Genomic DNA, 23508 nt, shown 5'->3' on the forward strand with positions numbered 1-23508 from the left:
TATTAAACAAACCTCACCTCCACCATTTCATTAAGCCGTTTACGCCTCAATTCCCAATCCCTCATCACTGCCGATAGCAGCTTATAAAACGCCTGACTGTGATTTCGCTCTTTCAAATGGCAAAGCTCATGGGTTATCACGTAATCGATGCAATCCTTCGGCGCAGCGATCAGCTCCGGATTGAGGATGATAGTGCCTTGCGCGGTGCAGCTTCCCCAGCGCTTGGACATAAAGCGAAGCTGTATGCCTCGGTCATGTTCGATGCCCAATCTGACAACGTGCCGAACACAAACCGCATAGCGTTCGGAAAAGATGGCCTGGGCTCGAAAGCGATACCAATCTTGTAGAAGCGTTTTGACTTTTTCAGTATTGTCCGGATGAGCGGTCTCGATGATCAATCGGCCCTGCATGAGTTTCACTTGATCGACCGCACCCGGCTTGACCCATAACCGATATTGCCGGCCTAAATAACGATGCGTTTCACCGGTTACATAGCGCCTTTGGGGAAGAATCGGCGGATAGGCTTCAAACTGCAATTTTTGCTTAAAAATCCAAGTTGCCCTTTTTCTGACCTTCTCGGCAATGGCTTCTTGACCGGCATTTCTCGGCGCATCGACAATGACCCGGCCATCAGGATAGACATGAATGGCCAGTGTTTTACGATCGCACGCATTCACCGAATAAACGATCTCGGTCTGTCCGAATAAAATCGAATGCGGCTTGGATTCCTTCACGGCTACAACCGGGCCGTTCATGACAAATCGCGTCGTTCGGCAATCGATAACACTTGCTGGGTGATGCGCTCGATCAAATCCAGATCCATCGCCAATTCATAACGACCTTTGAGGCTATAGAGATAGTCTTCTATTTCGTTCATCATCCCGTTTTTAATGTCCTGGTTACGCGTCCAGTCGCGGATTTTGTGTTCGCGGATAATGGCTTCCAGTTTCACTGCGGTCTCTGCGGCAAACAGGTCGGGTGTGACCCCTGGGACCGAGTACGCCGCCAAGGGTTCTTGAATCACGCCATAATAGGCTTTGGCTTCGTCGCGGTGCGCCAAAATATCCGGCAAGTCGGAACCGGTTTTACCGCGTAATTCATCTAATGTTTCACGAACACGCTTCAGATATTCCATGTCAGACAGGCGTTTCGCACGGTGTTCGGCAATCGCTTCATCAATCAGCTCTGACAGCCGTTTATACAAGGCAGGGTCTTCTTCCATCTTTTCGGTGATGGTTTTCTTTACCCGTGAGGCAATGGCATCGGCCTTGGCCGCGTCGCCCTCGATCGTTTCAATTTCATGTTCGAATTCATCGATCGCAAACACGTTGACCGGCTCAATGAGCTGCTTCACGGCATCGGCCCCGATGTATTTATTCACCATGTTGCGGATTTGGGTTTCATAGGATGAATAATCCACCGCTTCGCCGTAGCGTTGCTTGACCGCTTGCCGCAGATTGAGGAAATACTTCAAATCGTCCTTGTAGCGGGCGATTTTCTTCTCCGGCGTTTCGTCCTGAAACTTGGCATTGGCCAATGCCAGTTGCAGGGTTTTGGCAAAAGCAGCCAGACACTCATAAAAGCGTTGCCGCCGGTCTTCCGGTTCCAAATGGCGCTGCATCGCTTCCAGGTCTTTTTGATTGCCGACTTCCTTGAACACCTCCCAAACATTGGTGTGGCGTTGCGGCAGCAGTTTGATCTCTTCGCTGATGTCGGTCAGCGTGCCTTCGATGTCTTCCGGATCGAAACCTTCATTTTCCAAGGCGGCGTAAGTATCGATCGCATCGTTGAGTTCGCCGAAAATACCCCGGTAATCGATGATCAGACCGTAATCCTTGCCTTCAAACAAGCGGTTCACGCGAGCAATGGCTTGCAGGATATTGTGCTCGCGCAAGCGTTTATCCAGATACAGGACGGTATTGCGCGGCGCATCGAAACCGGTGAGTAATTTGTCTACGACGATCAGAATTTCCGGTTCGTCGGAGTACTTAAAGGCGTTGATGACGCTATCCAAATATTTTTGCTCATTGCCGTATTTGGCCATCATCGCTTTCCAGAACGCTTGCACGTCTTCCAGCGCATTTTCATCGACCGTTTGATTGCCTTCGCGGGTATCGGGGGCGGAAATCACCACCTCCGTCGTGACATCGCCAAACTCGTCAAAGTATTTTTTATAGCGCAACGCCATGGCTTTGCTGGAAACGGCAAGCTGACCTTTTTTACCGGTGCCTTTGTAATTGGTTTTGAAATGCTGGCCGATGTCATAGGCGATCTCGGCCATGCGCTGTTCGGATTTACTCAGTTCTTCTTCGCGGCGGAATTTCTTCTTGAGGTCGGCTTTTTGTTCGGGTGTCAGGTCTTTGGTGATCCGTTCGAACCAAAGATCAATTTGTGCCTGGTCTCCGTGTAATTCGCTCATGCGGCCTTCGTAAAGTAACGGCGTTACGGCGCCGTCGGCTACCGCTTGGTTCATCGTGTATTTATGAATGAAGCCGCCGAACTTGGCCGCCGTGGTCTTTTCCTTCTTGAGCAGCGGCGTGCCGGTAAAGCCGATATAACAGGCATTCGGGAATACGTTCTGCATTTTGGCGTGCGACACACCGTATTGAGAACGGTGCGATTCATCGACCAAGACAAAGATATTGCTGCTTTCATCGCTGATCTTGCGCTTGCGGCTGGCCGACTCGAATTTGTCGATAATCGTCGTGATGATGCTGGCTTTGTTGTGGGCGATCAGTTCTATCAGGTGTTCGCCGGTCTTGGCTTGCACGACCGGTTTGCCGCAGGCATGAAAAGTCTTGTAAATCTGATCGTCCAGATCGACGCGATCGGTGACCAGCACGATTTTGGGGTTGTGAATGTCCGGCGATAACACAAGGGCTTTGGCTAACATCACCATGGTCAGGGATTTGCCGGAACCGGTGGTATGCCAGATCACGCCGCCCGGTCTTTGGCTATCGCCTTTGCGTTGGCTAACCCGCGCTAATGTTGCGCCCACGGCAAAATATTGCTGATAACGGCAAATCTTTTTTTCCTTGTTGTCGAAGACGATGTACTGATAAATCAGCTCCAGCAACCGTGCTGGCCGCAATAGGCTATGCAGGGCTTTATCCTGCGGCGAAGGCAGACGTTCCCCAGATTGCCAAAGGGTTTCCATATATGCCCGCTGCCGCTCATCACGTTCGACAAACAAAAGGGCGTTGAAATCTGCTCCGGCGGGTTCATTGACCAACTTATGCAAAAGCTTTTCCTGCCCGTCTTTGTCTTCTTCTTTCCAAGTCGCCCAAAACTTGGCCGGTGTGCCGGTCGTACCGTATAGGGCTTTGTTCTGGCTGACCGATAGCAATAGTTGGGCATAAGTAAACAGCTCGGGGATTTCATCGGTGCGTTGATTGCGTAAATGCTGGCTGATGCCTTCTTCGGCCGCGTCTTTCAAATCGGGGCGCTTGCATTCGATCACAGCCAACGGAATGCCGTTCACAAACAAGACAATATCCGGCCTGCGGGTCTGTTTGCTGTGTCGGCGTTCTAAAACAAATTCGTCACAGACGTGATAGACATTGTTTTCCGGATGTTTCCAATCGATGTAATGCAGAGAAAAACTTTTAGTATAACCATCAATGGTTTGTTCCAGCGCTTTGCCCAAGGTAAGCAGATCGTAAACCTGCTCACTGGTATTCATCAGACTATCGAAAGGAATATCGGTCAAAGCCTGCACGGCTTTTTGAATGTTACTCTCGCTGAACGCGTATTTCTGGCCTTTGAAGGTAATCGAGTTGAATTTACGAAGTTGTTCCTTCAACACGCTTTCCAAGATCAGCTTGGAGGTGCGCCCGCCGCGCAAGGCCAGATTTTCCGAAGGGGTTAGGTATTGATAGCCCAGCTTGTCCAGCAAGGTGACGGCGGGCAGGAGTGAGGATAAATCTTCCAGATAATCATGGGCGGCCATATTAAAATCCAGTCATTCCTGATTGCAATTTACAATCCTGTTTTGATTCCATTAGAATGACAAGCAACACGGCCCCTTTCGTTTTAGCTACTTGGGTAGTTAAAACGCTAAGGGGTTTTTTATTGTCTATTGCTTTTGTCATTACCATACCTTACACTTCTTTTAAAGGTTCCCCCTTGATGACAAGAGCCCAAGGGGCTCTCTCCGGAAGGAGTAGTCGAGGGGGTCATTTTTTAAGTCATTAAAAAATATCAATAATAATACCGTGTTCCGGTTCTAAAAATATCAAATTCACTGCTTAAAGCCGGTTTAATTCGGTCATAATACTCAGTGTCACCTGTTTGCCACTTTCTAAAGATCGCCCAATTGCAATAATCGGCAATCTGCAAGCCGTAATGCGACTTTGACGCATGGTGAAGTATCTTGAAACGGCAATCTTCCGGAAGCATTTCTTTAAGTATGTGCTTGATGGCTTTCTCTACAGATTCCCGTTTACGTTTAATCGGAATGGTGTCGGTGATGACAATGATTTCATCGATATGGGTACCGTTCTCCCGTTCCATCACATGCCGCAGCAAGTATCCCAGCATCTTCGGATAGAACTGTTTTTCGTCGTGTAAAGCTGGCTCGGTTTTTCTTTTCTCGACGACCAAACTATCAATTTTGATATGATTCAGGGCATTCCCAAGAATCCCAAACACTTTCTTGCGCACATGTGCATTATCCTCGGCACAATGAAAATATTCGGTATTGAGTCCATATTCCAAACAGTCATGCTTATACTCATCAATTTGAGTATAAGTCGAAAATGGGCGTTTCATTGTAACGCTGGTCAAAACAAAGTAAGGCGTCCCCTTGGAACTAAAGTCAAAATTTCCACCTTCATCGAGAAAAATATAAACGCAGTTAGTCAATTGAAACTCCAGAGCAACAGCGTTCAGTGTGTCAATAAAGACAATACCGTTTCAAAGGCTTTGACTTCCGCCGCTATCGACAACTGGAAAAAATCTCGATAATCGTTTTGGATATGCGCTTTATCCAAGGCTTCGTAATAGGCCAAACGGTCTGCGGCCTGGAAGATCACCGGTAAAAATCCGGCTTTCATTAAATCGAAATTCATCAGCAAACGCGCGGTGCGGCCATTGCCATCGACAAAGGGATGGATTTTGACAAAGTCCACATGCAGGCGGGCGGCGCGTTCGAGGGGGTGACCGTCAACGGCGTGGTAAGACTCTACTAATTCAGCCATCTGTTCGGGGACAGGCAGAAAGTCCGGCGGCCTATGTAAGCTACCTGCAATCAAGACGTTCTCATGGCGATAGACGCCGGCGTTCGGGCTATCGATGTTTTTCAACACCAATTGATGGATGGCTTTGATCAACCGTTCGGAAAACGCCTCGTCACCGGCAATCACCGCCTCGACGTAGTCGATGGCATTCTTGTGATTGATGACCTCGAAATGCTCGCGCATCGACTTGCCGCCGATGGTGATGCCTTCCAGCACCACTTTGGTTTCTTTCAGCGTCAGCGTATTGCCTTCGATGGCGTTGGAGTTGTAGGTCCATTCCAGTACCCAGTGGTCATGCAGGGATTTCAGGGTATGCGGCGGCAGCGGTCGGCGGGCGTCCAGTTCGGCTTTGAGTTGGTCGCAGCGTTCAAACATGAGCTTCTACCTTAACCCGCTTCTTGCCGGTCAACAATTGTTGCATCAAGCCTTTTTTCTGCTGTTTCAGTGTGGCAAGTTGTTTTTGGTGGGTTTGGATTTCGGTGTCGGCAGCGGAAAGGACAGAGGCAATTTTTTTTTGTTCTTGTACATCTTCAGAAATATATACTTTGATCTCTCCAAAATGATGAAACTTTAGATTCCAAGTATCAGAAGTTAAGCCTTGCGAATATCGTTGAAATAGGTGAACGATCGGCATTGATTTGAATAAATAAGCGGCAAACTTACCATCAATTTTATCGGTCGGAATGCAAACGGTGTAAGCTGGACTGATTATGCCTTCAAGCGTTGACAGAGCTGAAACACCTTGCCACATTCTCATGGTGTTATAGCCAATATCACCTGCGCATATTCTTAGATATTTTGATTTGTTGTCATTTGACGTGTCTTTACGTTCGACTTCATTTCTAGGAATAACACCTTTTTCGCGGGTAATTGAAAGCAAGTTAAGACCAACATGCCCCGTTTCATTACGCTCTTTAAAAAGTTCGGCCAAATGGAAAGTTTTCCACTCCCCCTCAAACCCAGCAAACCGCTTCTTGCCAGTCAAAAGCTGCTGCATCAGGGCTTTTTTGCGCTTTTGCTTGGCGGCAATCAGGGCTTCCAGTTTTTCAACGGCTTTGTCCCAAGTGGAGAGGATTTGGGCGATTTTTTGTTGTTCGGGAAGGGAGGGTAAAAGAATCTTTATCGTCCGATAATCCGCTAAAGTTAGTTTCGGCCGTGTTTGGCCTCCTGTTCTAAAATAAACCTGTTTTGAAATTGAATAGCTGTTAAGCACGCTACATAGAAATATCGGGTCAGTTAGTGAAAGATTAGGTCGAAGCCTAATAATATCCGCTGTAATTACTCCTGGTAGAATATTCATCGGATATAAAGCCGCTATCCCAGGCGGTAGTCCCATCTTCGTTATAAGTATATCGTTTGATTTTACTGAGTGGGCTACTAATTTTTCAGCCTTTTCTTTCGTTACATATACATTACTTACCCATTCAAACCGATTCCGCTTTACATCTCTTACAAACACCACAGGAACGCCATTGCAACGATAATCGCTCTGAACCAGATCGCTTCCAAAGGGACCAATTACAAAACTGTTCTTTTCATTTTTCGATAAATTAACTAATTCAACAAGTTTCCATCCATCAGGTACGTGCATAACCCAACTCCTTCAAATACCCCGTCATTTCCTGTTTCGCTTCGCTCAACTCGCTTTCAATTTGGCTGATGTCTGCCTGCACGGGAGAATAAGTCGTTTTATGCTGTTCAGCGGTGGGCATCAGTTGCCTCCGCGTTGGTTTGAGCAACCCCCTCCCAACCTCCCCCTTCGCAGGGGGAGGAGATTGCCCCTTCCCGATTCCTTCCTTCAAATTGAGAAGAGTTTTCTCCCTTTTCTGATAACGGGAAAGTCGAAGTGGGGCCTTCTACCTTCCCTGGCAAGCTGAAGTCCGAGGTAGGGGGCGCTCCCTCCCCTGGCAAGGGGAGGGCCGGGGTGGGGTTGCATTCCAATACCTTCATCAACACTCCTTCCAGGTTTTGCATCACCTCTTGATTGGTAAAGCGTAAACCCCGTAGACCCAGGCTTTGCAAATAACTGTCTCGCTTGGTATCAGCCGTCTGCGCTTCCGGATGAAAATGACTATCACCGTCCAGTTCCACTACCAACTGCCACTCAGGGCAATAAAAATCGACGATGTAATGGCCTATGCCATGCTGACGGCGAAATTTAACGCCCAATTGCTTGCCGCGCACCGCTTGCCAAAAGCGTTTTTCCGGTTCGGTTGGGTTTTTACGCAGATCGGCACGGCGATCACGATATTGCGGCAGGTTGAAAATAGTTTCTTCAGACTTGACCATTCTCTTTCTCCCAATTCTCGAACTCGCTGTCATCCTCCGCTTGCAAACGGGCTTGATTATTCGCTACGGCAATTCGTTCTTCGGCGCTCAGTGTGTCGCTGTCGTCTTCCAAGACATGTACGCTTTGTTCCGGTAGCAGGCGTAGAAAACCAATAATGTTTGGGTAGATACTTTCTTCAACTTCTAGGCTGATCGTTTTCATCATATTCACCGCGTTAGTTTAATTCCCATGCTTTTTGTGCTTTTTTAGACAAGGATTCAACAGTTTCGTTTTTCCATAGTTTGGTTTGCCAGTGTGTGTAGTCAAATTGCTCGCGTTTTATCAGCATGATAAAACGTTCGGCATCTACCCTGCTTAAACTGGAAAACAACGCTTGGAATCCTGCATCGATAATTTCGCTATCGGTTTTCATGCTTTATAACCCAATTCCTTCAAATATCCCGTCATTTCCTGCTTCACGCCCTCCAGTTCGCTTTCCAATTGGCTAATTTCAGCTTGCACCGCATCGATATCAATCTCAGCCTCTTCCTCGAAGGTATCGACATAGCGCGGAATGTTCAGGTTGAAGTCGTTGTCCTTGATTTCGTCGAAACTGGCCAGATACGCGTATTTATCGACGCTTTCCCGTGCCCGATAGGTCGCCACGATCTTGTCGATGTCCGATTGCCTTAGCCGATTCTGGTTCTTAACATCCTGATAGTCGCGGCTGGCGTCGATGAACAGCACCCCCTCCCGGCCTCCCCCTTCGCAGGGGGAGGTAGTTTTCCTCCCTCCCTTGATAAAGGGAGGGGCGGGGTGGGGCCCGAACTCAACTCTGACAAGACTTTGGAGCGGTTTCTGTCTTTCCTGAATATCAAAACAGCCGCCGGAATACCCGTGCCGTAAAACAGATTGGATGGCAGGCCGATGACCGCATCTAGCAAGTTTTCTTCAATCAGTTGCTGACGGATTTTGCCTTCGCTAGAACCACGGAATAACACCCCATGCGGCACGACCACGCCGACCCGCCCGGAATCTTGGGTGGTGGTTTCGATCATGTGCGAGATAAATGCATAATCGCCTTTCGATTTGGGCGGCAAGCCGCGATGAAAGCGTTTATACGGATCATTTGCCGCGTCATCATGTCCCCATTTATCGAGCGAGAACGGCGGATTGGCGACCACCACTTCAAACTTCATCGTGGTGTCGTCCTCGATCAGTTTCGGGCTGCGGATGGTATCGCCCCATTCGATACGGGCATTGTCCATGCCATGCAAGAACATATTCATTTTGGCCAGTGCCCAGGTGGCGCCGGTGATTTCCTGACCGTACAGGGCAAAGTCTTTGATGCCGTTTTTCAAAAGCTGATTACCGCATTTAATCAACAAGGAGCCGGAACCACAAGCGGGATCGGCAATGCGTTCACCTGCTTGCGGATTTACTAATTCGGCAATCAGTTCCGAAACTTCGGCAGGAGTATAAAACTCCCCTGCCTTTTTACCGGCACCGGCGGCGAATTTCGCAATCAGATATTCATAGGCATTGCCAATCACATCCAGATTGCCCACGCGGGACGGGCGTAAATCCAGCCGCGTATCGTTAAAATCCTCTAACAAATGCTTTAAGCGGGTATTGCGATCTTTGGTCTGGCCCAGATTGGCTTCGGAATTGAAATCAATGTTGCGAAACACGCCGGAAAGCTTTTGCTTGTTGGTTTCTTCGATATGTTCCAAGGCAATATTGATGATCTCACCAATGTTGGCTTCATTGCGTTGATCGTACAGGTTTTGAAAACTGCATCCTGTGGGTAGAACAAAGCGCTCGCGCTGCATCCGGCGCAGAATCATTTCTTCATCATCACCGAATTTTTCCTTTAGCCCTTCATAGTGCTCCTGCCAAACATCGGAAATGTACTTCACGAACAGCATCACCAGAATATAGTTTTTATACTCTGCCGCATCGACGGTACCGCGAAAGGTATCGCACGCCTTCCAGAGAATGCCGTTGATTTCGTCCTGATTGATTTTCGTACTCATTGTTATCCTATTGATACTGCTCTAAAGTTTTATCCAATAATGCATCTAAAAACTGTTTTTTCTTCTCGATCAACCGTTCTAACAGGGCTTTTTCTTTCAGTCTGCACACATGCGCGTTAACGATGCGCTCTTGCACCTCTAAGGGCGGCACGATCACCGGTAAATCCTCTAATGTCGTGCGGTTGATATGCGGCAGGGCTGTACCCGCGACATGCCGTGAAAAATAACGTTGCGCCTGGTTGTGATTGATATACCAAACCAGGTAAGCCGGTCTAACTATAGTCGGCTGGACCCTGACGATAAAAAAATGTGGTCCGGCAACCGTGGTTCTGAAATCTCGTTCAACTAAAACAGCAAATATGCGGTTACCACGCCCATTAAACAGGATGTCTCCCGGTTTCAAATAATCGGGATTTTTCCACCCTGTTAAATGAACCTTGAAAAGATCGGTGCTATCAATTCCGCTTTCCGGATCCACATCTTTCATTTGTACAACGGATACCTCGCCATCCGAGGCGTGTTGAATACTCCCTCGAAAAGGGTGACCTGCCATTAAAGTGGTTATTTGCTTTAAAGCCGTTTTCATAAACTTTGCATTATTTTCATTGATGCAAAGTTTAAGTACAGGCAAGGACCTCTGTCAAGCTGTTTTTTTGCAGTAAAAGAGAAGATGCAAAATAATTGAGTTTTTGCCCTAAATGAGGCTTATTCAACAGCCGAAGATAGATGGGATTAGGCTTTGTCGCTTCTCAAACGAAGAAAATATACCGTTACAATACGATTTATTTGAGTTTTCAGCTTGCAGCTTGTATAGATCCTATCAGATTCTCGATGAGAACACGGTAACCCTTTTTCTTCTTAGCATCGAAAAGCTTCCCAGCGGTTTCCAACGCTTCCGGTTCGGTATCGAACCAATCCTTCCGGACGGTTCCGGGCGATCCCACCCTGCCCCATTCCCGGACCAACGACCAATCACCCAATATGCCCGGCGTAATGAAAAGCTGATAGAACCGCTACCTATTTTGATCGGGATCTTAAACTACTGGAGTTCGGCACGCCCGATGCTGGCATAATGGAAACGTCCGCATTGCTGCCGTTTATTGTTGTACTCGGACTTGCGGTCGAGATGTACTTAGCGAGTTTCACCAACGAAAAAAAATACCAGCCCCTAGATTTAAGAGATTTAAAACCTAAATTTTCATTTAAAGTCGCAATGGTACTTACCCATGCCAAAGGTAGTTTTATTTCCTACATGCATCCACTGACCCACATAAAGAATTTGAAGTAAGACCGGAATAAAATCGCCGCTTAATTGAAGGTTGCCTAAAACTCCCTCAAAAGTCATTTTTTGATGTTGTCGATTCGAATAGCGTTACCAATTACACTCGGACAAATTAGAATTACAGTCAAGACGTTTTATGGCATCATCCAAAGCCGAAAAATCGGGCTTTACATAATCCTTACCATAAAACTCCACCAGTAGAAAATAGCGTCTAACCAGTGTCATTAAAAACTCCCGTGCATTAATTGAATCCTTGAGCACACGACCGTTTTTTTTGATACTGACCGGGGTTTCAAAAACGATATCGATATTACCTGCATCAAATAAAGGAATTGAAGGTTCCAAGTAAGAATCAGGCGGCGGCTTAATAAAAACGCCATGTTCATAGCAGCAAACCGCCCCATTTCCTAACGTTAACCAATGAACAGTCTCAAGACGGCCTTTCGTATTCGACTTGCTTACCCCCCTCGAAAACGCTCGGGCCCAGGCATAAATGATCAAAGGCAAATTTTCAAGAGCAGGCCCGGCCAGAACCATTGAAAATTGCAAATGATCACCAGCACTATAATGAGTTGCCCCTAAAGGAGGGGGTTCGATAACAAACGGCCTAGGAATTTGATTAAATTGTTGAAGACTATGTTCGTTTACTGTCGGAGTTTCAAAAATCTTCGTATAAAGACAGGTTGCCGACAACATGCAGTTGCTGCATGCCTCCCCAGGCACAAGGCAAACTATTTTTTAAAAGCCATGCCAAAAACGCCTCGCAACATCGAGCCGCTATAAAAATCCAGTTGTAGAGAATCCTCCAACTTAATAACGCTGAACGGCTAACGTATTCATGCCAATCCTATTAAATATTATGAATTTAGGCTTTTAAGCAATTCTTTTGCTTTTTTATTACCGCCCGCATTGATGTAGACCAAGATCGCCTTACTAATTTCCTGAAGTTTTTGCTTGTCATCAGAGGTCCAACTTTCGTCCACTGCTTTACCAATCATCGATTTGAGATCTCCGTACAATTCACCTCCTATGATTTCTCTAACCTTGCCTTTCTGTTTTTTTTCGAGTTTATCAGCAAGAGCCTCAATACTTAATTGATGGCCACTCATCGATGCTCTCAGATGCTTCTTTTGCTCATCCGCCAAAATTTCGGCCAATTCTTTAGCATAATTAGGGTCCTCGATCATATAACCATAGCCCGCCGCGGTTTTAGCGCCCGCACCTAACCAAGTCAGTGCGTTTGAAAGTGCATCAAAAATCTTCTCGAGTTGAGAAGAATCATCATGCTTACGCGGAGCAATGCGAAAAACCAAACTAGTTTTTTTAACCACCAAAAACGGCACTGGAACCGGCTCGTGCCAATCAGCCAATGGAAGCACGAATTAAAATTAGCGGTTACGCCCCACCATTTCCCCAGTCCGGTTAATGTCTGACCGGTAACAGCTTTACGTTCTTTATAGGATTCTTTGGAGATTAATGAGACGGGAAACTGTGTTTCGATGAAGGTTTTATCGGTGATTGGCATAGTGGGCTAAAAGTTAGGAAAATACGGCGACTGGGATGAGTGTGCTAATTCAGGCATTTTGCAGCTCATTCAAACCAATTTTCTAAGGCCAAATTCTGAAAGTTGTCGAAGTCTTTAGTGTTTCGGGTCACCAGCGTTAAATTTTGGCTAACGGCAATCGCTGCGATTTCACCGTCAGCATAAGCACAGGTAAGTCCCTGGCGTTGTAATCTGGCCCGCTCTTTTGCATACCAATCTGCGGCCGCTTGGTCATACGGCAAAACCATCAAGCCATTAGCCGATAACATCGCTAAATAGGATTGTAATTGTTTTTTCCTTTTAGACGCTGCCAGTAACTCGCAACCATAGACCAGCTCATGCCAGACAATCGCCGCTGTTGCATACTCACCGTCATGATCGGCAAGCTGCTGTAAGACGTTGTCATCGGGCTTTAAGCGAGCGGGCTCCGAGAGGATATTGCTATCCAGCAAATAACTTATTCGTCCCATGAAAATTCCCGTTCCTGGCTGGCTTCACGTATTTGTTTGAGTTCGGCATCAGTCAACGTGCTATCCGCGTCCAATTGACAACGCCATTGTTGGATGGCCTTGAATAAGCCTGTATTCTTTTGGGCCAGCCTTTGATAGCTGGCCTCTGATAACATCACGGCAACAGGCTTGCCATGACGGGTAAGATGAATCGCTTCATTCGATTCAAGCTGATGGATCAATTGTGACAGGTTGTTTTTTGCCTCGGCTATGGTACTGGTTTTCATCGGAGACACCTCTAATATAGCTATATTTATAGCCATAATAAGTCTTTCGATAACCGTTATCAAGCCTGCCGTTACTGAAAATATTTATAAACGTCTTTTCTATGTAAAAAACGAGTAAAAATCAATTCATCGTTTAATACTTCCAATCCCACTCACTATTCACCTATTCGAACACGGTATAACGTATCATAACCCTCTATTTTTTTTACATTTTTTAGTTAGGTTAAACTTTCCGCTACCTTGCATTCTTCAATCATTTCTTTGATTTTAGCTAACAGCTAAATGCTGCGTAAGTCTTTGGCGAACTTGGACTCAAATCTGACTTTCACTTCAGCTCGCCATCCGTTGGGAGAGAGAAAATAAAAAATTCAACTTATTGCGTATGTTCCTAAGCTGGCACATCCCTGTGTTTCTTGTGCAACCCCTTGCTAATGACGCCCTCAAAATACCGCCCCAACTTCCAATGGTTTAGCGGATGTCGATCGAACCGGTTGTCGCCAACGAATCCCTGCCAATCGCTTGCGTGTTGGTCAATGTGTTTTTCGAGGCATTGATCAGCGTCGATTTCTCGACTTTCGAGCCGACGACGCTGATCGAGCCGGTGCTGGCGGCGCTATTACGACCGATCGCCTGAGTATTAGTCAACGTGTTTTTAGAAGCGTTGATCAATGTGGATTTTTCGATTTTGGAGCCTTCGGCCATGGCGGTGCCGGCGACGATTGACATTAAAACGACTGCTGCTAAAGATACTGTTTTCATGATGGTTTCCCCTTAGGTTTTGTTGATTTGGTTCGTTCAAGCGCTTCGTTGAACTTGGGTACAGTATCCCGATTTTCGGAAGAAAAGGCGGTGATCGAGTCACGCCGTTTGTGTGATTTATTCACCGGCCGGCGAAGATTCGGTTTGCCATCGACAGGGATATACACATTCGGATCGTATTCCCGGTCTCGGTTCGGGTCGTAAGTAAAGCCCGGGACCGTGGCGCTGGCCCGTTCAATCTGGTAAGTCCCGTTCAAAAAAAACTGCGATCCCAGCCAGTTTAAATCCTCCTTCGGCAAGTTGTTGGGATAAGGTTGGTTATGGTCTAAAAACATCGCCATCGCATGCCGGTAGCAATCCTTATAAAACATCTGCACCTGGCGGCGCAGCTGCGGGTCTTTGACACGCGCGTTATCGATGCTAAACGACATCAGGCGGATATTTTCGGTACACGGAATCCCCAGGATCGCCGCATCGTTGATGCCGCCGGTCACCGCCAGAACGACGTACCACCAGATCGGCACCTTGGCATTGTTGCCGCCTAGCGTCGCCGCCGTAAACGTCGTGTCGTAGGTTTTACCGGTATTGCCGCCAGCCACCGCATTGCCGCCCGGACTGCACGCCTTGGTATAACTCAAATTGTTGTAACTGACGGTCATGTACGGTTGGACAGCAATCACCAACACCGCGAACATTGTCGTGGCATCGATTTCGATGCGGCGCAACGACACAGACGACGCGTCCTTGGCTTCCTGGCTGGTAATCGGTTTGACGATATTGGGAACGCCGTCGAATAACCGGGCACGGGATAACGCTCGGCGCCGCTCAAATGCGGAAACACATACATGATCAAGGTCTTGTTCATTAGCCGTGGAAAGATTTGCCGAATCTCTGACTCGGCGTCCTGTGTATAAGCGAACAGCTCCGAAGTCTGTTCCGGCTTGCGGCGTGCCGCTTCCCGCTCGAGCAATTCGCCGCGCGTCGCGTCGAGTTCGTCCTGACCGTTCTCGGTACCGGAAAAATGTCTGCGGTAAACTTCTTTCATGGTCGGGCCTTCCTGGGGCAAAATCGATTCTTTGTCGCCGGTTGCGCAGCCCGTCGTGATTAAAGCCAGGCTCAAGCGCACAGCGCGTTAATCCAGCACTTCGTCGTCAGTCGTTTGAGTTGAGGCATAATGGGTTTTTCTCCCGTCCGGTTCATAATCGATCGGTAGTTCGATGTCGACGTGGACGGCCAATTCGGCGCCGGTATCCACGTAACCGGCAAGGCCGCTCGCGCGTGGTCACTTGCCATCGCCAATGACATGACGACGAAAGCGGTGAGTCGATGAGCGGATTGGCCCATCTTATTACGTAATTTCTTCATGTTTGATGTCTCCGTTTTGAAAAAGAGAATGAGACCAGCGAAATAGATTCAGTTTAGGGTTGGGTCAACGGATGAAGTAGCCCACGAGCAAGACCACAACGATTGCTCTGAGCACAGAAGAGGTCATGTCATAAAAGTCTCCTTTCCTGGTTTGCCAGGCGTGATATTGCGATTGCGCGATCCAGACCAACCACAGCAAATAAATCACCGCGAAGACCATGGCGATCCCTAACAACAGTTGTCCCGGATTGGCGATATTACCGGTCGCCTGCGTGAAGGCGGCTGCTTGCTGATTCGTCATGTCAGTGCCGGTAGTCGCCTTTCAAGGGCGGAAAACTGCGCGGCTGCGTCGACGGAGCCGATAAATGCTCTTGAATCCCCAATACCATGCGGTCAAGATCGAGCGCCAACCAGTCATATTGAAATTGCACCCTGGCGTCGCTGTCTGCCTGGGCTTTGGCTTCGGCGATCAGCGGTTTCAAGGATTCAATCTCATGTTTTATTTTGGCTAACGCGGTACGCTCGGCGTCGCTGTCGGCAAAGGCCGAAAATGGGCAACTAGGTAGAAGCAAAAGCTTAACGATACGTGGTACTCTTCGGGTCATGGCGTTCTCTATGCGATGAAATCGATGGGGTGCTTACTTGCCGGTTATTGTTTACTTCAGAATCCCCAAAAAGCCATAAAAAACCCTAACTGAAATTCCGATGGGTTTTTTTATGGCCGATAGTCCGGCGTTTGTTCATTACCTTACAAATATTTTTTAAACGTCGACGACATCACCAAAAGCGATACCGCGAACAGCACGGCGAACGGCAGCACGACCAGATTGGGATGAACGCTCACAGGCATCGCGAGATAGACTATCCAAGGCAAAATCAATGACGGATAGAGCGCTTTTTTGGCCCAGTGATAGACGAACGACGACTCTCTCCCGCCACTCCAGCGACGAATGTCGCGTTGCACCAGCCCATCGACCAGGCCCGTCGCGCCCAACAGGACGAAGGCCGGCATTGCCAAGGTCAATACCGCCAGACGCACCCCGAATATCTGCGTCACGGTCATGGCGGCCAGAACGTAGGCTTCGACCATTTGAAAGAGACGATGCAGACTTTTTCTAAACTGTCCGGAACTGGCTTGGGTCGGGATTGCCAGCCAAATGATCGCTGATTGAATGCCCGTTTTTTTGAAGGTCAGATCGTAGAAGTTTTGGGAAAAACGCTCGGCATAGCGCATCGGGCTCTCGACGATCGCGCTTTGCCGAAAATCACGGTTCAAATACTGCAATTCCTGTTGCAGCATGCGTTCGCTGTGGTCCACGCCCGGCTCGTCCCAAAAACCGGTTGCCATGCCCACCCACTCGATCACGATCGAAAACACCAGCGTCAGGATCAGGTACATCACGATCTGCACCAACCGGATCAGCGTCGTCGCTATAATGCCTTGCTCTGCGGTTTGCTGCGCCGACGCCGGCCGTCGTTTGGTCTGTTCCGCCATGTCAGCCGGCCCACCAATGGTCGCTGGTCAAATAACGGCGCTGCATTTCGGCGGCCACTTCGCGCAGGCTCTTCGGCATCATGGCGTCGTCGCTTTTGGAGGGCAGCGGCATGCGGATTTTCCACAGATTGCCGCCTTCGAGCAGCGCGAATGCCTGGCCTTTCGGCAACGCCATCACGTTGGCCGGCGTGATCAACGGGACTTCGGTCACCGCTATCCGGTCTTGGTTGGTCGAGGTGAAATCGACCTTGGAAGTCGGGTCGGCGGTGTCGTTGACGCCGGAGACTTCGGTCACGGTGGTTACGTTACAGCTATCGACTTGACTGGTCAGCATTTCCGCCGTGGCCAATTCCTTGACCCTGAGCATGATCAGCGTATTGAAGTTGCCGGCTACCTGCCCGGCTTTGGCCTTGCTGCCGATTCGCGCTTCGACATCGGACCAGGTTTGCGTGTAGGCCGTCACCTGAAAACCGGACCCGCCGGCCTTGTTCAGCAGCGGAATGAACTCGTCGCCGATCAATTCGTTGAACTCGTCTGCATGCAGCGATATCGTCGGCATGTCCGGCGCCTGTTCCGTTTCCGGCATGCCGCGATCGGTGCCGTGTTTGTAAATTTCCCCCGACACCGACACCAAGTCGGCGAACATGGAATTGCCGACCGCCGAGGCGACCGCGGTGTCGGTGAGCGCATCCAGTCCGATATAGACCACGCCCTTGCGGCGGATGATCTGCCGCCAATCGATGATCGGGCGATTGTCTTCCATGTCCGAATAATCCGGCGAGATCAATGACGCGGTTTTGCCGGAGATCAGTTTTTCCATCAGCGGCAGCAGCGAGGCCACGATCTTGTCAAAATAGGTCTTGTCGTACTCGAAGGCGGAGCGCAGGCCGTCGGCCACCGGATCGTACAATCCGTTCTCCTTGGCATAACGAACCAAAGCAATCGCCTCGTGCGACCTGCCTTTCAACGCGAACGGCAGATCCCGTTCATTAATAGCTTCCGCCATGCGCTGGACTTCCTGGACCCATTCGATCGGCGCGACATCCGGCAGCCATTGCCGGTAGTATTCGATCAGCAGGGGTTCGATATGGGTGATGTACCGCGTGACTTGCCGGTAATCCGGGCGCCGGCCCATTTTGACCAAGGCCACCGCGATCATGTTCGTGAACCGCCAGGCGAATTCCCGGAACGCGGCGGAGTTGCCTTCGCTGGGCAAGGTGTTAGTCAGTCGTGTGGCGACTTCGGTGATTCGGGAAAAGTTGCCGATCGCATTGTAACGGCAGGAGATATCGGGATAGCCCAAGTGGAAAATGTAGGTCTCGTCGCTACGCCCGGCCCGTTTGGCTTCGGCGACCACGCGTTTCATCAGGTCGGCGTCACCCTTCGGATCGAATACGATAACGGTATCGCCCCGGGCAATATCCTGGGTAATCAGGATTTCCGCCAAGCGTGTTTTGCCGACTCGAGTGGTGCCGAGCACTAAGGTATGACCGACCCGTTCGCGTAGATCCATCGTGACAGCCTGTTCCCGCATTTCGACGGCGTGAATTTGCGGCTTGCCGCCGACCGGCGGCAAGGGTCTGACCGGGTTCCACGGCGATTGGCTTCGCAACAGTTTGGCGACTCTATTGAGTAGGAATGAATGTTCCCATTGCGACTCCCTGCGTCGGGCCCAGCGATAGAAGGCGGACGGCTCGACGTAATGCCGAACTTTCGGATTCAGGGTGTCGCGCAAGCGCTGCGTATGTTGTTGCCGCCACAAGAATCCCTTGCCTAGAAACAGTCGGCGGCGACTGACCGGAATATGCTTGGGCTCGACGACATATTCCGGCATCCGGCGCATGTTCCGTTGATAACACAGGATAATCATCGCGTCGAACAACCGATAGAGTCCGAATCCGGTCAACAGCACCGCCGACAGATAACCGACCGCCGGCGTCATCATGATCGCCCAAGGTGCCAGGGCGGAGATCAGCGCGATGCCGAAGGCGCAACCGGCGGACCACAGTTCGATTGGCGGACGCAACAGCGCTTCGACGGGATAGGTCTTGTTCATTGCTCGATGCGGTGTTGTGAAATCAACACGGGGTAATGTTTCAACTCCAATTGTTTGGCGATAAAGTCACCCGGCACCGGGTTGACTTCCAGTCCATCGGCGGTTTGCCTTAATCGACGAAGTTGATAGGGATTCTCCACGTTGACGACGATGCCGGTCGCACGATGCCGTTTTAGCTGTTCCAGGTTATGCCGAAGCCAATCGAGCGAGAACTCGTCATATCCGATGATGAACACCGGGCGATCGAGCCCGGGCCGATCGATGACGCGGGCTTGGACGGGCCCCGGCGTCAGCGCCTGACTGCTGACCGGCAGCGGATCGAAGTTTTGGGGGATATCCGGTAAAGATAGGGATTGTTGATAGTTCGGGTGTTTTATTTGCAAACGGTCCGGCATTGGCCGCGTGTTGCCGGCGTCGAATAGGACCACCGGCTCGCTGTTTGCTGCTGTGCCGAATAGCGCAATGAGGATGAAACAGTAAGTGACGCAACGCATAACGGACTCCTGATTGAGGGAGTCGTCATTGTTGATAACCGGGATGAAATCGACAATATAAAACCCTTAATCCGATTTAGAAGGGTTTTTGTTGCCTTGATGTACTCTGCGCTGTGTACTATTTTTTTTAAAATCAGTACTAGCGACACCGTCTGAATCAAGCCATGGATTAAGATATCCTTGGATGAGATAATTATTCTAAAGCGGACGCAAAGAAATAATTCATTTTAAATCGGCTGAACATCTGGTTACGACCCAAAACAGCCTGTCAACCATACGAATTCCTTTTGACCGGTGTTATTCTTAAAGCAGACAGAAATTTAGAATCCAGCACCGCTTTAAGCTTTACCTTATTAAGAAATGATCTGGCTTAATAGTCGGATTTTATAAATCCGCCGTTTCAATTCATTACAAACTCGCAATAGATTTTTACGGCACCGGCATCCTGTCTTAGTAGCCCTCTCATTCCAAGTTTCGCTAAACTGTCATGCAGTTGGGATTTTCTATAACTATCCCGAACTGAATCGGTAAGGCTGTCATTCCGATTGCCCTTGTTTAGATTATCCAAAGACTTAACGACATTTATCGGGACCTTGGGTTCTTTCTTATCCTTACCCACAGTTCCTAAACGGGTGCCGAATTCCCTGCGCATCGCCGTCACCCGCACCTTGCTTTTACGGCTTTGCATATCTTTCTGATCGACAGAACAGCTAAAATAAGAGTCGTCGAAAAACACGCAATCCGGTAAAATCGACAGCCTAAACCAACGGTCCTTTTGGTTTTCAATCACGATGTCCTTCGAATCCTTAAACGACTCGGCCAGTTCGACAAGTTCGGTCTGTAACTCGCAATCGTCTTCCACTTCTAACCAACCATAAGGATGCAATGCGATAGAGGTATCTTTTTCAACAAAAGAAAATTCGCGCAAATGCGCGGCCAATCCTAATAAGAGCGATAGCGTCGATTCATTCAGTTGAAAATCAATAGCCGATTCCTTGCCCGGAGTACCAGCGAGAATCTGTTGCCTTTCATCCCGAGGCAATACGATTCGAAATTTTGCCGGGTCATGGCAATTGATATAGTTCGTTTTGAAACTGTCTTCCAAATCTTCCAACGCAAATTTCAAGTAGTCTCTGTCCTCGAAATCGTCGTAAAGCGCTTCGATATAAGCCGTCTTACCATCCGAAGTTTTCCCTTGCGCAATTTCATCCAACGAAAACCAAGCAAACTCCGCCGTACTTTTCGCGATCTTTTGTTGCAATAAACAAAAGCCTTCCAAGGTCAGATCAATGGCATAAATTTCCAGAAAATATTCGGTCAAGGCGTGGTTTGATTTGGCACCTTGCACCTGTCGATAAGGCCTTAAGGCCCGCCATGGACGAAATACATAATGCTGTTCGTATTCCAGACCAACTTCTTCCAGCAATTCTCTTTTGAGCGTTTCGGCCAACGCCGGTTTAATCGATGCACGATCAGCCGATTGCAATAGGCGCAATTTGTCTTGCATGTTGCCATCAAAATGGCTGAGGTCTTTTTGGTTGACTCGACCTCCGATTAAGCCGTAGTTTCCTGATTTCTTTTCATGTCGGGTTTTATCCTCGCGATGAAAAAAAAGAACCTTGCCTTCATGCTTGATCATGCTCCAGGCGACATGAATATAACGAACCGGTTCCGCCTTTTGCTTGAGATGACGATCGTTGCGGCGATTCTCGATGATCTGTAAGACCTCTCGTTGGCGTTCTGTTTTACTAGGATCCACGTCTCGGGTATTCCAGAAATCCGTCTCGAAATAGCGCGAGCCCGGGTCGATCAGGGCTGTCAGCGCGGACAAAGCCATCAACTGGGCCGGGAAAGAAACGAAACACCATTCACCCCGCTGCAAGTCTTGCGGCTTGAGCGTCGCCAAACTATCCAGCAAGGCTTCGCAGAGATTAACGGTGTTTCCGGCAACCTCCGCTGATATGCCTTGAATTTCGGATAGTCCGGCAATTAACGTGTCACGGCTGACGGCGTAAAAATCGCCTTCCTCTTCGGCGAAACGCGGCAAGGCGTTTATCAAGGCTTTAATCAGATGGCGGGTCATATTGTTCCTTTGCATTTGCGTTGCATGACTCGATTATTTGGCGCCGGCTTCCACTTGGGCAATGACTTCCGCCAGCAACGACGGGCGAATATGCAGCGTGGTTTGTGTCGGTATCGCGCTCAGCAGAGCCAAAACCTCAGTTTTAGAACGACTTTGCCGGCGAATGGCCCGGACCAACAAACCCAGCGTGCCGTGCGCCGCAATATCCAAACCTTTGGCGGCAAGTCGCGCGGCGGTATCGTCGGTCAACAACAAACTGTCGCCGAATTCGATGCACAAATGCAGCGCTTCCTGCTCGCCGCTATGCAGGGTGTAAAGCGGCGTTAGCGCCGTAACCAATGGAGAGATCTTGGCAGGGCTCTGCCGGACGAATAGCGCCGAAAATGCAGCCATCGCCCGAGGCCGGTGAATAAGAACTTCCTGCCAAACGGCCTCGGGCACATAGACTTTATCAAAATCGGCCAATACGTCGAGACAGCCTAATTCGTCCAGATGAATGATAGGGCCGGCATCGGCGACAACGACCGGTTTAGTCTTGTCCATTTAAGCCCCAATCGACATCGTCCTTGATGAATTGCTCGGCCATCGCTTCGCGGTGCGATTCCAGATAACGCCGCATCGCTTCGGCGATCAATTCGTCGATATTGGCGTTCCAGCCTTGTTGCACCAGATATTGGGCTTGCTGCAACAGTTGATCGGGGATTTGGGTTTGTAGGGTGGTCATGATTTAGTCTCCGGAAAGCTAATGCGATAAATATGCCTGGCCAGTTCGAAAATAAACTTCGATTTTTGGTAATTGAAGTAATTGAATTGATAGTTCAAATTGGCAAACGTTTTGATTTTTTCCATATCGATCTGGTCTTTATGTTCACGATCGGATGGAATATTCACATTGCCGTTCGAAGTTAAAAACCAAAACGCTTGATACAACCCTTTGATAAAAAATTCGCTCTCAATATTTTTGTCTTTATTTTTTTGCAGGTTATTTAACGCATCATGAAAATTAATGGCTTGCCTTCTATTGCCGGTTTTGTGCAGAGTATTCGCATAGTTTTCAATTAATGGAATTTTTCTACTTCTGAAGTCTCTGCCGTATATCTCCGACATCTCCGATTCATCGAGCGGAGGATCGAACAGGCTTAACAGATGCCGCTCATAAGGCAAAACCTCATCCCTCAAATCGAACATTGCCCGCATATTGACGATAAATAAATAAGCCACATCTTGGGCTTCAAGCCGTTCGAAAATCTTGCTGTGCGCGGACCAATTGCGAGTCATTTTCATGATCCACGAAAATGCGTACAGTTCATTCTGCTTATCGAGCCACTGCGGTTCGGCCGCTTCCCATTCGTGAGCCAACGTTCGGATCAGAAGTTTATAAAAAACCGTCGGTTGTTCCGGCTCGCGCAATGGTAAAAAATTGGCCAGCACGTCCAAATAATCGTGAACATCGTCCAAGCCGGGGTGTTTTTCCGGTTCTTTGATGAATTCCTTAAAGCGATAGCGGTCTTCGGGAAGGCCTTTCAGAAAACGGCAAGCTTCTATAATGCCGCGCCGCAATCTTGAATAAGAATTTTGATGGTGATCTTTAACCCATTTCTTTACGTCCTCATCACTTTTTTTGTAGCTAGTCGGTGGATTGATTTTGGCCGCTTTGAATGCCTTCTCATTGTCACTTAATTGATCTCCATGATCGGAACAACAAAGAATATGGTCTTTCGGAAACCCCATATTAACAACCAGTTTCGTGTAAAGATAAAACCCCGCTTTTTTCTTCATTTCGTAGCACGCGGTTTTCCAAGCCACTTCATTAGCCGTTTCGTCCTCCTGCTTTTGATAATTTTCGAAGGTCTCTAACAAATGCAAAAGCTCTTCGTTAGTTACATCTTTATAAGCGATATCGGGAGGATAAGCAGGCAAGTCGATGTCTAGAATAATGTAATCGACTTTTTTGTCCAGATCCGAGGTAATAAATTCCAGGCCATCCTGTAACGTCAATTCAATAAAGACGCCCTGGGCTTTCATGTTTTTTTTCAGCGCCCGTTTATCTTCATCGAACAAGCTAACGTTGAATACGCTTCCTAACACATTGCTTGCGGTTGCCTTAGGATCGCCTTCAAAATCCTCGACCCATAAAAAATAGCTCATGCATT

30 protein-coding genes and 2 pseudogenes are annotated in these 23508 nt (G+C 48.6%); all 32 read right to left on the minus strand.

The features are described 5' to 3' along the window. Nucleotides 1–2: 2 nt before the first annotated feature. The 32 genes and pseudogenes from MEALZ_RS10150 to MEALZ_RS10285 all read right to left on the minus strand — a co-directional run bounded on the left by MEALZ_RS10150 (nucleotide 3) and on the right by MEALZ_RS10285 (nucleotide 23503). Nucleotides 3–755, minus strand: coding sequence for a M48 family metallopeptidase (locus MEALZ_RS10150; protein WP_014148545.1), 753 nt, complete (start codon nucleotides 753–755; stop codon nucleotides 3–5). Continuing rightward, nucleotides 752–3949: a type I restriction endonuclease subunit R gene (locus MEALZ_RS10155; protein ID WP_014148546.1), complete on the minus strand. Its 3198-nt coding sequence runs from the start codon at nucleotides 3947–3949 to the stop codon at nucleotides 752–754. The genes MEALZ_RS10150 and MEALZ_RS10155 overlap by 4 nt, the downstream gene beginning before the upstream one ends. 251 nt (nucleotides 3950–4200) lie before the next feature. Next, nucleotides 4201–4863, minus strand: a complete 663-nt coding sequence (locus MEALZ_RS10160) for a DUF3800 domain-containing protein (protein ID WP_014148547.1) — start codon at nucleotides 4861–4863, stop codon at nucleotides 4201–4203. 23 nt (nucleotides 4864–4886) lie between these two features. Next, nucleotides 4887–5612: a Fic family protein gene (locus tag MEALZ_RS10165; RefSeq protein ID WP_014148548.1), complete on the minus strand. Its 726-nt coding sequence runs from the start codon at nucleotides 5610–5612 to the stop codon at nucleotides 4887–4889. After that, entirely contained in the window at nucleotides 5605–6828 is a 1224-nt protein-coding gene (locus tag MEALZ_RS21850; protein WP_014148549.1) for a restriction endonuclease subunit S, read from the minus strand. Before MEALZ_RS21850 ends, MEALZ_RS10165 begins: the two co-directional genes overlap by 8 nt. Next, on the minus strand, nucleotides 6815–6949 hold the full coding sequence (locus MEALZ_RS23750) for a hypothetical protein (RefSeq protein ID WP_014148550.1): 135 nt from the start codon (nucleotides 6947–6949) through the stop codon (nucleotides 6815–6817). The genes MEALZ_RS21850 and MEALZ_RS23750 overlap by 14 nt, the downstream gene beginning before the upstream one ends. After that, nucleotides 6936–7526, minus strand: coding sequence for an endonuclease domain-containing protein (locus tag MEALZ_RS21190; RefSeq protein WP_014148551.1), 591 nt, complete (start codon nucleotides 7524–7526; stop codon nucleotides 6936–6938). The genes MEALZ_RS23750 and MEALZ_RS21190 overlap by 14 nt, the downstream gene beginning before the upstream one ends. Then, complete coding sequence (locus MEALZ_RS10180) at nucleotides 7513–7731, minus strand: hypothetical protein (RefSeq protein WP_014148552.1); 219 nt, start codon at nucleotides 7729–7731, stop codon at nucleotides 7513–7515. Before MEALZ_RS10180 ends, MEALZ_RS21190 begins: the two co-directional genes overlap by 14 nt. 10 nt (nucleotides 7732–7741) lie before the next feature. Continuing rightward, complete coding sequence (locus MEALZ_RS10185) at nucleotides 7742–7939, minus strand: hypothetical protein (RefSeq protein ID WP_014148553.1); 198 nt, start codon at nucleotides 7937–7939, stop codon at nucleotides 7742–7744. Then, on the minus strand, nucleotides 7936–8253 hold the full coding sequence (locus MEALZ_RS23625; RefSeq protein WP_014148554.1) for an N-6 DNA methylase: 318 nt from the start codon (nucleotides 8251–8253) through the stop codon (nucleotides 7936–7938). The genes MEALZ_RS10185 and MEALZ_RS23625 overlap by 4 nt, the downstream gene beginning before the upstream one ends. After that, the gene (locus tag MEALZ_RS10190) at nucleotides 8196–9542 is read right to left on the minus strand and encodes a type I restriction-modification system subunit M (RefSeq protein ID WP_014148555.1); all 1347 of its coding nucleotides are present in this window, start codon (nucleotides 9540–9542) and stop codon (nucleotides 8196–8198) included. Before MEALZ_RS10190 ends, MEALZ_RS23625 begins: the two co-directional genes overlap by 58 nt. 7 nt (nucleotides 9543–9549) lie before the next feature. Continuing rightward, on the minus strand, nucleotides 9550–10173 hold the full coding sequence (locus MEALZ_RS10195; protein WP_162472939.1) for a restriction endonuclease subunit S: 624 nt from the start codon (nucleotides 10171–10173) through the stop codon (nucleotides 9550–9552). 163 nt (nucleotides 10174–10336) lie between these two features. Further along, nucleotides 10337–10543 (minus strand): annotated as a pseudogene (locus MEALZ_RS21855) (WGR domain-containing protein); the annotation flags it as partial. A gap of 197 nt (nucleotides 10544–10740) precedes the next feature. Beyond that, nucleotides 10741–10887, minus strand: a complete 147-nt coding sequence (gene cas6, locus MEALZ_RS23915) for a CRISPR system precrRNA processing endoribonuclease RAMP protein Cas6 (protein WP_084685405.1) — start codon at nucleotides 10885–10887, stop codon at nucleotides 10741–10743. Between the two features lie 27 nt (nucleotides 10888–10914). Further along, entirely contained in the window at nucleotides 10915–11520 is a 606-nt protein-coding gene (locus MEALZ_RS10210) for a hypothetical protein (protein ID WP_014148559.1), read from the minus strand. Nucleotides 11521–11681: 161 nt separating this feature from the next. Next, nucleotides 11682–12194: a hypothetical protein gene (locus tag MEALZ_RS21865; RefSeq protein WP_014148560.1), complete on the minus strand. Its 513-nt coding sequence runs from the start codon at nucleotides 12192–12194 to the stop codon at nucleotides 11682–11684. Between the two features lie 71 nt (nucleotides 12195–12265). After that, a pseudogene (locus MEALZ_RS23920) lies at nucleotides 12266–12349 on the minus strand (hypothetical protein); the annotation flags it as partial. A gap of 65 nt (nucleotides 12350–12414) precedes the next feature. Further along, a complete protein-coding gene (locus MEALZ_RS10220) occupies nucleotides 12415–12819 on the minus strand; it encodes a type II toxin-antitoxin system VapC family toxin (RefSeq protein WP_231692872.1) in 405 nt (134 codons plus the stop codon). A gap of 5 nt (nucleotides 12820–12824) precedes the next feature. Beyond that, nucleotides 12825–13103 (minus strand): type II toxin-antitoxin system Phd/YefM family antitoxin, encoded by a 279-nt coding sequence (locus MEALZ_RS10225; RefSeq protein WP_014148562.1) that lies wholly within the window; start codon nucleotides 13101–13103, stop codon nucleotides 12825–12827. A gap of 468 nt (nucleotides 13104–13571) precedes the next feature. Next, nucleotides 13572–13862 carry a hypothetical protein gene (locus MEALZ_RS10230; protein ID WP_014148563.1) on the minus strand — a complete coding sequence of 97 codons (291 nt, stop codon included), beginning with the start codon at nucleotides 13860–13862 and terminating at the stop codon, nucleotides 13572–13574. Beyond that, nucleotides 13859–14593 (minus strand): conjugal transfer protein TraG N-terminal domain-containing protein, encoded by a 735-nt coding sequence (locus tag MEALZ_RS10235; protein WP_014148564.1) that lies wholly within the window; start codon nucleotides 14591–14593, stop codon nucleotides 13859–13861. Before MEALZ_RS10235 ends, MEALZ_RS10230 begins: the two co-directional genes overlap by 4 nt. Beyond that, the gene (locus MEALZ_RS10240; protein ID WP_162472940.1) at nucleotides 14539–14982 is read right to left on the minus strand and encodes a TIGR03751 family conjugal transfer lipoprotein; all 444 of its coding nucleotides are present in this window, start codon (nucleotides 14980–14982) and stop codon (nucleotides 14539–14541) included. The genes MEALZ_RS10235 and MEALZ_RS10240 overlap by 55 nt, the downstream gene beginning before the upstream one ends. Nucleotides 14983–14994: 12 nt before the next feature. Beyond that, nucleotides 14995–15117 carry a hypothetical protein gene (locus MEALZ_RS23755; RefSeq protein ID WP_014148566.1) on the minus strand — a complete coding sequence of 41 codons (123 nt, stop codon included), beginning with the start codon at nucleotides 15115–15117 and terminating at the stop codon, nucleotides 14995–14997. Between the two features lie 174 nt (nucleotides 15118–15291). Beyond that, the gene (locus MEALZ_RS10245) at nucleotides 15292–15528 is read right to left on the minus strand and encodes a TIGR03758 family integrating conjugative element protein (RefSeq protein ID WP_014148567.1); all 237 of its coding nucleotides are present in this window, start codon (nucleotides 15526–15528) and stop codon (nucleotides 15292–15294) included. 1 nt (nucleotide 15529) lies between these two features. Continuing rightward, nucleotides 15530–15832, minus strand: a complete 303-nt coding sequence (locus tag MEALZ_RS10250) for an integrative conjugative element protein, RAQPRD family (protein ID WP_014148568.1) — start codon at nucleotides 15830–15832, stop codon at nucleotides 15530–15532. A 143-nt stretch (nucleotides 15833–15975) separates the two neighbouring features. Next, complete coding sequence (locus tag MEALZ_RS10255; RefSeq protein WP_014148569.1) at nucleotides 15976–16722, minus strand: TIGR03747 family integrating conjugative element membrane protein; 747 nt, start codon at nucleotides 16720–16722, stop codon at nucleotides 15976–15978. Between the two features lies 1 nt (nucleotide 16723). Beyond that, nucleotides 16724–18778 carry a type IV conjugative transfer system coupling protein TraD gene (gene traD / locus MEALZ_RS10260; RefSeq protein WP_014148570.1) on the minus strand — a complete coding sequence of 685 codons (2055 nt, stop codon included), beginning with the start codon at nucleotides 18776–18778 and terminating at the stop codon, nucleotides 16724–16726. After that, nucleotides 18775–19272, minus strand: a complete 498-nt coding sequence (locus MEALZ_RS20990; protein WP_014148571.1) for a PFL_4695 family integrating conjugative element protein — start codon at nucleotides 19270–19272, stop codon at nucleotides 18775–18777. The genes traD and MEALZ_RS20990 overlap by 4 nt, the downstream gene beginning before the upstream one ends. A 400-nt stretch (nucleotides 19273–19672) precedes the next feature. After that, nucleotides 19673–21370 carry an NUDIX domain-containing protein gene (locus MEALZ_RS10270; protein WP_162472941.1) on the minus strand — a complete coding sequence of 566 codons (1698 nt, stop codon included), beginning with the start codon at nucleotides 21368–21370 and terminating at the stop codon, nucleotides 19673–19675. 18 nt (nucleotides 21371–21388) lie between these two features. After that, nucleotides 21389–21898 (minus strand): DNA-binding protein, encoded by a 510-nt coding sequence (locus MEALZ_RS10275; RefSeq protein WP_014148573.1) that lies wholly within the window; start codon nucleotides 21896–21898, stop codon nucleotides 21389–21391. Then, nucleotides 21885–22079, minus strand: coding sequence for a ribbon-helix-helix domain-containing protein (locus tag MEALZ_RS10280; RefSeq protein ID WP_014148574.1), 195 nt, complete (start codon nucleotides 22077–22079; stop codon nucleotides 21885–21887). The genes MEALZ_RS10275 and MEALZ_RS10280 overlap by 14 nt, the downstream gene beginning before the upstream one ends. Next, on the minus strand, nucleotides 22076–23503 hold the full coding sequence (locus MEALZ_RS10285; RefSeq protein ID WP_014148575.1) for a hypothetical protein: 1428 nt from the start codon (nucleotides 23501–23503) through the stop codon (nucleotides 22076–22078). The genes MEALZ_RS10280 and MEALZ_RS10285 overlap by 4 nt, the downstream gene beginning before the upstream one ends. Between the last annotated feature and the right edge of the window lie 5 nt (nucleotides 23504–23508).

Source organism: Methylotuvimicrobium alcaliphilum 20Z (genome assembly GCF_000968535.2).
GTDB lineage: Bacteria > Pseudomonadota > Gammaproteobacteria > Methylococcales > Methylomonadaceae > Methylotuvimicrobium > Methylotuvimicrobium alcaliphilum.